The 8,477-nt window shown below is 48.9% G+C and carries 4 protein-coding genes; all 4 read right to left on the reverse strand.

The features are described 5' to 3' along the window. Positions 1 to 50 precede the first annotated feature (50 nt). Positions 51 to 2,768, reverse strand: a complete 2,718-nt coding sequence (locus ED312_RS07470; protein ID WP_240643052.1) for a hypothetical protein — start codon at positions 2,766 to 2,768, stop codon at positions 51 to 53. A 250-nt stretch (positions 2,769 to 3,018) separates the two neighbouring features. Beyond that, on the reverse strand, positions 3,019 to 4,461 hold the full coding sequence (locus ED312_RS07475) for a glycoside hydrolase family 140 protein (RefSeq protein ID WP_240643053.1): 1,443 nt from the start codon (positions 4,459 to 4,461) through the stop codon (positions 3,019 to 3,021). A 6-nt stretch (positions 4,462 to 4,467) separates the two neighbouring features. Continuing rightward, positions 4,468 to 7,590 carry a DUF6298 domain-containing protein gene (locus ED312_RS07480; RefSeq protein WP_240643054.1) on the reverse strand — a complete coding sequence of 1,041 codons (3,123 nt, stop codon included), beginning with the start codon at positions 7,588 to 7,590 and terminating at the stop codon, positions 4,468 to 4,470. 156 nt (positions 7,591 to 7,746) lie between these two features. Then, a complete protein-coding gene (locus tag ED312_RS07485) occupies positions 7,747 to 8,421 on the reverse strand; it encodes a DUF3826 domain-containing protein (RefSeq protein ID WP_123215389.1) in 675 nt (224 codons plus the stop codon). Positions 8,422 to 8,477: the final 56 nt, after the last annotated feature.

Raw genomic sequence — 8,477 nt, forward strand, 5'->3', positions numbered from 1 at the left:
AAAACCTGTACAGGTTAAAACAAGGATAATATGTCTACAGAATGCTTTCATCAAAAATTCTCAGTGGTGAGGGATTCCAGCAGAAATGCTGCTTCGGGTATTTGTTTACCGGTACCGGGCAGGTCTTCGTAATTATCCGCCGGCGTATCCGGGGTAGGGAAATGCCGTTGTTCACCCGTACGGAACATGATCCTGCTGAATTCTGCCGTGGGGGCATAGAATATCCTGGTCCCCTTATCTTCTCCGTTGATCTTCATGGTGTAGGAGCGCGTAGTTGCATCGAGGGCCATTTCTATGGTATAACTCCGGTTTGCCTCGTATTCCAGCAGGTTCTTAAACCGGGCCCCTGCCTTGGTTTTTAATATGCCGTCCTCGTCAAAAATAAGCCGCACCGACGGTAATCCCTGTTTGTTCTGGAACTCGATTTGCAGGAGTCCCTTGTCGTTCTGCCGGGGCACAACGGTAAAGGAAGTTTTTAAACGGGCCGTTTCGGGGATTACCCGCTCTGCCCTTGCGTAATCGAAAGCGTCTTTGTCCCGGAGCGACAGGTATTTTTTACCGTCTTTTCCTTTTTCTATACCTACGGGCGCAAGTACGAGGTCATAAATGTTCCAGTTTCTGAGTTCTTCTCCGCCGGGCAGTTCATCAAAGACATCTGCCGCATGGTTTTTTGCCGTATCGGTTAATGGTACGGGTACCGAGGCCACCCATATGTCTTCTTTGTTCACGCTGTAGGTTACCCACAGGTTTCCGTCGGGAGGGGTACCGTTACCTTCTGTTATTCCTCTTACATACTGCGGGCCGTAGGACTTGTAGTTTCCTCCGTAACGCATAGGGGTGATCTCCCCGTGAACAAGCATAAGATCGGTATATTCGAGGCCGTCTTCACTTGTGGATACGGCCAGAGGCCAACGGTATTCGGAGGGATTGTAGACCGTAGCGAATTTGCCGTCTGATGTTTTTTGTCCCCATATCTTGGCATTGCTGTTTACAAAGCCGGGGCCCCTCAGGGGATGATATTCCCAGCTTTTGCCACCATCGTTGCTTATGGAGGTCAGCGCATGTTTCCACAGCCCTACGACCCTGCCGTCATCGAGATGGTAATAACTGAATGCCTTAAACTGTTTTTTCAACGGAATAAGCGGATCGTCCCGATCTGCTTCTTCTACCCATTGCTGCATCATCAAGGGTTCGGACAGCAATTCATCGCATGCTTTTACAAACCCCTCGTCATCGCTTTCGGTATAGAAGGGGTAAGCAGATTTCGAAGTGTCCCATGATTTGTTATACCTGATAAAATATACAGGGCCGAAAGTACCGTCCTTGTATATCTCCCTTACGGCACGGCCTATCCCCTTCCCGTCGTTAGGATCGTCCTTTTTGTCCAGGGCAATACCGTAATAAGCGAGAGTAAGCAACCGTCCGTCCGAAGCTGTATAGAATCCCATACGCTGGTGCATAACGGCATCGAGATTCCTGGCAACCCCGTCACGTCCTTCTTTTTTCCACCCGTCCGGGATACGGTACGGCGGGAACAGTACCTGCGGTTTCCCCCAGTTTTTTCCGTCAGGCGATGTCACGAGAAAGGTTTGTCCGGGCGGAACATGCTCACCTACCGGGTCACTGAGATATTGTAAGAAAAACGTGTTATTCCAGTAGGCCAGGTTGGGCGCGTGGTTGTATGTCCATCCAAAACCATCGGCCTGGCCGGGATGTTCCCGGCTGGCCCGCATCACCTGCCTAGCATGTACGCCTACTGCCAGGGGCAACTGCCCGTGATGATAATCGATATTGGAGAAGGTTTTACCGGTATAATGGACGGTATCCTGCGTTTTCCGGGTTTCTTTTTTATGTTTTTCCAGCAGCCCCTGCAATACTTCCCGGGAAACGGTACTGATGGTCCCGTGTTTATGCCCTTCGGGCAGACTGATCTGCTCGTGTATATCTTCGAAAGACCGGAAATCGGTAGTGGAAACAGCCCCGTAACTCTTGTCCCCGTACTGATCGTAATAGATAAGCCATTTGTTATCTTTCTGCAATACGGTGGGCCCCTCCGTAAGGAAATCCGTTAAAGGTTCGGAAATATTATCGAAAGGCCCGAGCGGCGTTTTACCGAAAGCTACTCTTATGGCCCTGACGGGACGGGTATTGTCCTTAAGTACCAGTACGTAATCGTCTTTTCCCCTGCGGACGATCACGGCATCTATGACGCTAAACCCGGGATCGAGAAAAAGTTTCGTATCCGAAAAGGTTTTGAAGTCCTTCGTGGTCACATAATACATACGATGGTTATTCTTCTCTTCTTCTTCCCCTTTTTCAAAGCGGTGCGGTATGGTAGATGCCCAGATGATAATATACCGGTCTTCGTCTTCGTCATAAAAAATTTCAGGCGCCCAGACATTCACCACATCGGGCTCGTGCTGCATGACGGGGATATATTTTTGTCCGGACCAATTAATCAGGTCACGCGAACTGGCATAGCCAAAGCCGTTACCTCCCTTCCACTCCGTGGTCCAGACCATATGGTAAGTTCCGTCGGGACCTTTGACGATGGAAGGATCACGCATAATACCACTTTTTCCCGTCCCCGGTTTCAGGTAAGGGCCACCGAGATCTTCCCACTGGTACCCGTCTTTGCTGTAGGCCAGGTAGAGGCCGTCGGTAGCAGGTTCGCGGAACGAGGTGAAAATATATATTTCGTCATCTTTTCCTGTAGTGCAGGAAAAAAGGAAAAACAGTGCAAATAAGCTATATATAAAGCGGGTCATTTGTCTATTCTTTATTAGTGCCTTTACATTGCGGGGCACATGATTTTTTGTTGGTTTTATGTTTTCTGAGGGACACTCCTCTGCCTGACGGCATCTCCCTTCAAGGGGAGAGGTTTATTCTCTTGATTAAAGAACTGAATTGGGGACACCTCCGCCTTTACTTCGGTTAACTCAGCTACCACGGCACCTCCCCTGAAGGGGAGGAATTCTTCTTTTAATATCGAATTATCTCATTGCCTCATTATCAAATTTACACCGAGGTTAAAATGAGTACCCAGTCGTTGCCGTCTTCTTTTTTCCCGGGCGGGTCGAACTCCTGTTTCCCGGTGTTGTCGAATGTCCCTATATCCTGCATCTGTCCATCGCGGGGACTGTACCATTGTGCTTTGACCTTATCGCCTTTTATTTTCCCCATATTGAGGGTGATGTTTCGTCCGTTGTAGGTATATACCAGGGCATAATCCGTTCCACGTGTGGCGGTCTGGTAATCATACCGCTCCCCCTGGTCGGCCACGAGGGACTGGTCGGGAACTCTTTCGAAATAGGGAAACCGAAGCATTAATGCTTTCAGGTACTGCATCTGTTCTGCCCCGGGGTCGTTGATCGCATCGGTCCAGTACTTCTTGTTCCCGTAAGCGCCTTCTTTATCTACGGGCCGGTGCATCTGCATAACGGCACTGTGTCCGTAAGTATACCCTGCCGCCCCGGCAAAAACGGACCAGTACCCGTACCGTCTTACGTCCTTGTCTTCCCAGAACGGTTCCTGCGGGTCGTGCAGGCCCTGTGGTATGCCTTCATAGGAAGGTTCGCCGTCTACGGTAGGCTTAACGGGTTTCCTGTTATAGTCCGCCTGTACGTACCGCCAGTTATCTTCGCCGTACTTTCTTTCGCTGTCGTCCTGGTCATATCTCCTGTGGCCGGACTGGAACATATTGAAATCGAGCCAGGACTTGTCGTGGAACCAATCGGATGACTGCATACGCCCCCTGGGATGGAAGGTAACCAGCTTGTCCGGGTTTTCCTTTTTCAGTGTTTCTCCTATGGCATTCCACACGTCGGTATATTCGTTCCCGAAGGTATCGCCCCCGTCCAGCCAAATGATATTATTTTTGTCCTTATACCTTTCGGCAAGAAAAGATGCGTATTTACGGGCATCTCCGACCTCTACTTTTCCTGCCTTTACATTGGAACCCCACACAGGAACAAGTGCCATGTACAGGCCTTTCTCCTCCGCACTTTCTACAGCATAATCGACATGATCCCAGAAATCGTATTCTTCTTCGTTTTCAAAGCTATTACCGGGTGTAACAACGGGCAGGGCCACATTCTGCTTTATCAGGGCGGTATCTCCGTAGACATTGACGGCATCAAGGGAATGCAGCACCATTACCTGTATAACATTGAATCCCTTAACTTTACGATCTTCGAGATATGCGTCTGTTTCTTCCCTGTTCAGCTTATTGAACAGTAACCATGCGGTATCTCCGAGCCAGAAAAAAGGTTTCCCGTCTTCCGTGGCAAAAAAGCGCCGGTTACCGGATATTTCCAGTTTGGCAACATCCTGATCCTGTACTGCTACAGTGGTTTCTTTTGCTTCCTTTTCTTTTTTCTTTTCCTTATTGTTACAAGAAAAGGCTGTTAGGGTCATTACAGCAGTTAACAGCAGGTATGTACTGCGATATTTCCGGGTCATGTTCTGTTATCTTTTTACGATGAATATTAGTTTGTCGGTTTCGTCTATAGTATGCCTGCGCCCTCCGCGCAATGTACTTTTCCTAGTGGTTTTGCCATCGGACAGGCCCACCTGGTACAGATCGTAATTCCCCCTGTAGTTTTCCAGGTTGAGCTTATAGGTTGCTTTATCCTTGAAATACAGCAGGTAACTGTTTCCTTCTTCCTGCAGTACCCATACGGATTCCGGAGCACTTTCTTCTACGGTCATTTGCGGAAGGGCGGTATAAAACCGGGGTAAATCCACTTCGGGAATTGCGGGCAGCGAGCCTCCGGCCATTAAAACAGGCCAGCCGAACCTTCCGGAACCGGGAGTGGAATAGATCACGGCCTTACCGGGGTATTTACGGCGATATTCGCGTACTGCACGATACACCTGTTCCGGGGTCTCTTTGCCTGTTTTCATTTTCCGTGCGTGTTGCCGCGGAGCGAGATTTTTGCCTCCGGGGGGTGCATAGGCACTACCGTCCTCTTTGTAATACCAGTAACGGATATCTATGATATCTACCACAGCGGAACGCTTCTGGTCTTGCAGTATGGCATCCTGTACGTCTTTGGTGGCACTAAGGCCTGTCCATTGGTCCCGGCCACTTTCTTCTTCCCACCGGGCCACCACATCGAGCCAGAATTCCATGAAGTGCAGGGGCCCGGTATACTCGGCACTGGTAAGCTGGATAACATTGCTGTTCCCTGCAAAGTTTTCCAGCCCCTTGCGTATGTATTGTTTGTGAAGTTCTCTCCGGACCGGGTGGTTTACATCGTAAAACTGTTCGGCCAGGAAGATGCGTTTATCCCCTGCATATGGGGGTGGTTCGGGAAAGCCTGTATGGTTTATATTATTAGCAGGACGCCAGGGCGAATCGGCCCAGTGGGCCCCTGCTTCGAGTATGTTGTGCTGAAAATACTGCTGGTGTACGAGCAGCTTGCCTTGTTGTTCTGCCCTATCGGCAAAGCTTTTGAGCCTGTTCCAGTACCAGTCGTTATAACGGGTAAGGTCGTATTTACTTAGCCTGTCCCACGCTTCTCCTTCTCCGCTGCGTAAAAAGGGTTGTTCGTAAAAGGGCGGCCATCCGTCACCGTTGAGACGACGTACACGTTCGTGATCATCTCTTCTGCGATCGTACCAGAGCCCGTAATTGTGTTCTATACCTGCTACATTATTGGCAGCCATATAAGACACCACTTCGTCCAGGTTGTCCGTATAGCCCGTACCTGTATAGCCGGGTGAAAAACGGGTAATATGAGGAGCAGCCCTGTCTATCTCCCTTTTACGCAGGCTGCCGCGCCACCATTGGACGGTGTAGCGTGTCCCGGTCAGGAGCTTTTCTCCGAAAGTAAGCCAGCCGTTTTGCAATTGTATTTTTCGGGAAACGGGTACTGTTTTTTCAGATGAGGAAGAAATAAGGTCTTCTGCCTTTTTAATGTTGTGATGTTCTGTAGGTATGGGATTTCTCTCCGAAGCCCTGCCTATCCAGCCGGACAGTTCCGTATTTTTCTGTGCCGCCAATGCGGTGAGTTCGGCTGCCTGTTCTATAGTGGGACTGGAGGAAGGCTCGGTACCGAGATCTATGATGTACGGATCGTAAGGCAGTTCTCCGAGCCGTTCTTCCAGCTGGCTGTAGTAGAGACTGCGTGGTGAGATATGACTATTGACATCTTTCCAGTGACCGTTTCCTGAAAATTGTCCCCATACTCCAAAAGCCCAGTTCCGGGAAGTCGGCGGGCTGTAACATTCTATTTTGGAAGCAGAGCTCTCCCAGAACACGCTGTTTGAAGCTGTCCACCCGGCTCCCCTGCCTGCCTGTTCGCGGTTTTTGAGGCTCAGGGCACGACCATCGATCTCCATAACATCAAACAGGACACCTGAAGCCCAGCTACCGATGGTTCCGCTAAAGCTGTAGGGTAAATACGCCTTGCACTGCACAAAGGCATTAGGCCCCGGAGTGCCGAACCCGCCTACGGCAAAGTCGTGATAGCCGTATTCGGAATAGCAGCGTTGGAACAGGGTTTGCTGTCCTTCGGTATAAAAGGTATACCGCCGCGGTTCGCCTATTTCGGAAACGGGATCGAGGGATTTACAGTCTTCTACGGTAACTTTCTTTACGGTGGAAAGGAGTTTTACGGCGCCCCCTGCAAAATGTTCGAAAGTCACCTGGCGTACCCAGCTATCGGTTATGTTTTCCATAATAATACCAAACCAACGGTGCTGTTCGTCCTTTTCATTGCGGGTATCGTATGCGGATACCAGCCTGAGGTTCTCCACTCCGTTATGCGAGGAACGCCCCGTCCAGGTGTAGGGTATGACTTCTGCCGGGCCGTACTGCGGGTCCAGGGCCTCGGTAAGGGGTACGTCTATTGTTATCGTATTACCGTTAACTTCGGTTATCTGCCTGTCCCAGAGGATGTCTACATCTCCCGGCTTCCATCCTATCCACCCGGTCTCTCCGCCGAATTCCTCCATCTCAAGTGTTTTTATCCAGCTATCGGCAGATATCCTCCGGATGTATATTTTATCTCCTGCTTTCAGTCCTTTTGTGCTTACCAGGGGAATTTCGGTTGCATTTACGGGTACAAAAGTATTGGCTGTAGCAATGGTATCGCCGTATTGCCTGTTGTCCTGCCCCTTTATATTGATAAGGGGCTGTCTTATTTTTCCTGCCCCCGATAGTATCGTGCCACCGGGCCCGGGGCCACTGCCCCGCAATACAACGCCACTATAGGGCATTTGTAATGAGCCATGTACGGAAAAGGTTCCTTTACCGAGTAATACGGCCCCGCGGAAACCGTTTTTGTCGGGTTTCAAACTAGCTACATAGTCTATGGCGGATTGTATACCTGCGGTGGCATCGCCTTCTGTTACGGGCACAAAAATCCGTGCGGGCACATCGGGTACGGGCTTTTCGGATGCCATATAACCACAATAGGAAAAATCGGGGATGCGATTACCTTTCTCATCCCGGGTATACACGAGTTGTCCGTCATCTCCTTTTCGGATATCCGGATGTTTTACCTGGGCACAGATGGTAAAACAAAAGAAAAAGAAGGATGATAAGAGTAGACTCCATCCCCGAATATTGTGGTGAGTAAACATTAACGTATGAGGTGGGTTATACATTGCTTCGTGTTACTATTACTGCAAAAAAGACAGTAGAAGCCGGCAGACAGTTATACCAAGGCACACTGCACTGCCAACTATCTATTGCCTACACAACTAACTACTAACTCCAGATCTTTTTGTATTTTCTGCTTACTTATTATTCGCCTGAGCTTCTCTTCTCTTCTTCCATTCTTCCCCGGCCTTCTTCAGGTTATAGCCCTGTGCCGAGAGATAATTGTTTATCTTCCCTTTGTACTCTCCGAACCAACCGTGTTTCTCCTTGGACGACCCGGCATTCATGGCATGTTCTCTTGCTTCTGTAAGATAGGCTAAAATGGTGTCTTTTTGTGCCTGGGTAAGATCGGGGAGCATTTCCTGAAAAGCACGGTATGTTTTGGGCAAAACGCCATAGGTCATTCCGTCCTTTACCCCGGTTACCTGGTTGGGAGTAAGTTCGGAATTCAGCTTTTTAAGATATGATTTATGCAGCCTGGCAATGGCCTTGTTTGATTTTTTTTCTATTTTCTTTGCGGCCTTTTCTTTTTCTTCTTTGCTTCCCGTCCCTTCTTTCACGGCTTTGAGCTTTTCGTCGCGGGCATCGTGAATAACACTGAGATCACGGTATTGTTGTGCTATGATATCTCTTACCCGAAGTTGTTTTCCGGCATCGGAAATCCCCAGGTCATTTACTATTTTTTCCGCACGTTCATTCGTCACTTTTATATAAGCTTCATCGAATTTCTGCTGGGCAAAAACGGCTCCTGCAAATAGTAAAAATGCAACGGTACACCAGCTTTTTATATATTTTTTGTGTATTGGACTCATAATTAAGTTTTTATTTAATTAAATATATTCAAATATTTGATTTAAAATTAATTACA

The organism is Sinomicrobium pectinilyticum (genome assembly GCF_003725735.1).
Classification (GTDB): Bacteria; Bacteroidota; Bacteroidia; order Flavobacteriales; family Flavobacteriaceae; genus Sinomicrobium; species Sinomicrobium pectinilyticum.

Bases quoted from the DNA above. Each gene is read 5' to 3' on its own strand.
- ED312_RS07470 (WP_240643052.1), bottom strand. From the start codon at position 2,768: ATGACCCGCTTTATATATAGCTTATTTGCACTGTTTTTCCTTTTTTCC.
- ED312_RS07475 (WP_240643053.1), bottom strand. From the start codon at position 4,461: ATGACCCGGAAATATCGCAGTACATACCTGCTGTTAACTGCTGTAATG.
- ED312_RS07480 (WP_240643054.1), bottom strand. From the start codon at position 7,590: ATGTTTACTCACCACAATATTCGGGGATGGAGTCTACTCTTATCATCC.
- ED312_RS07485 (WP_123215389.1), bottom strand. From the start codon at position 8,421: ATGAGTCCAATACACAAAAAATATATAAAAAGCTGGTGTACCGTTGCA.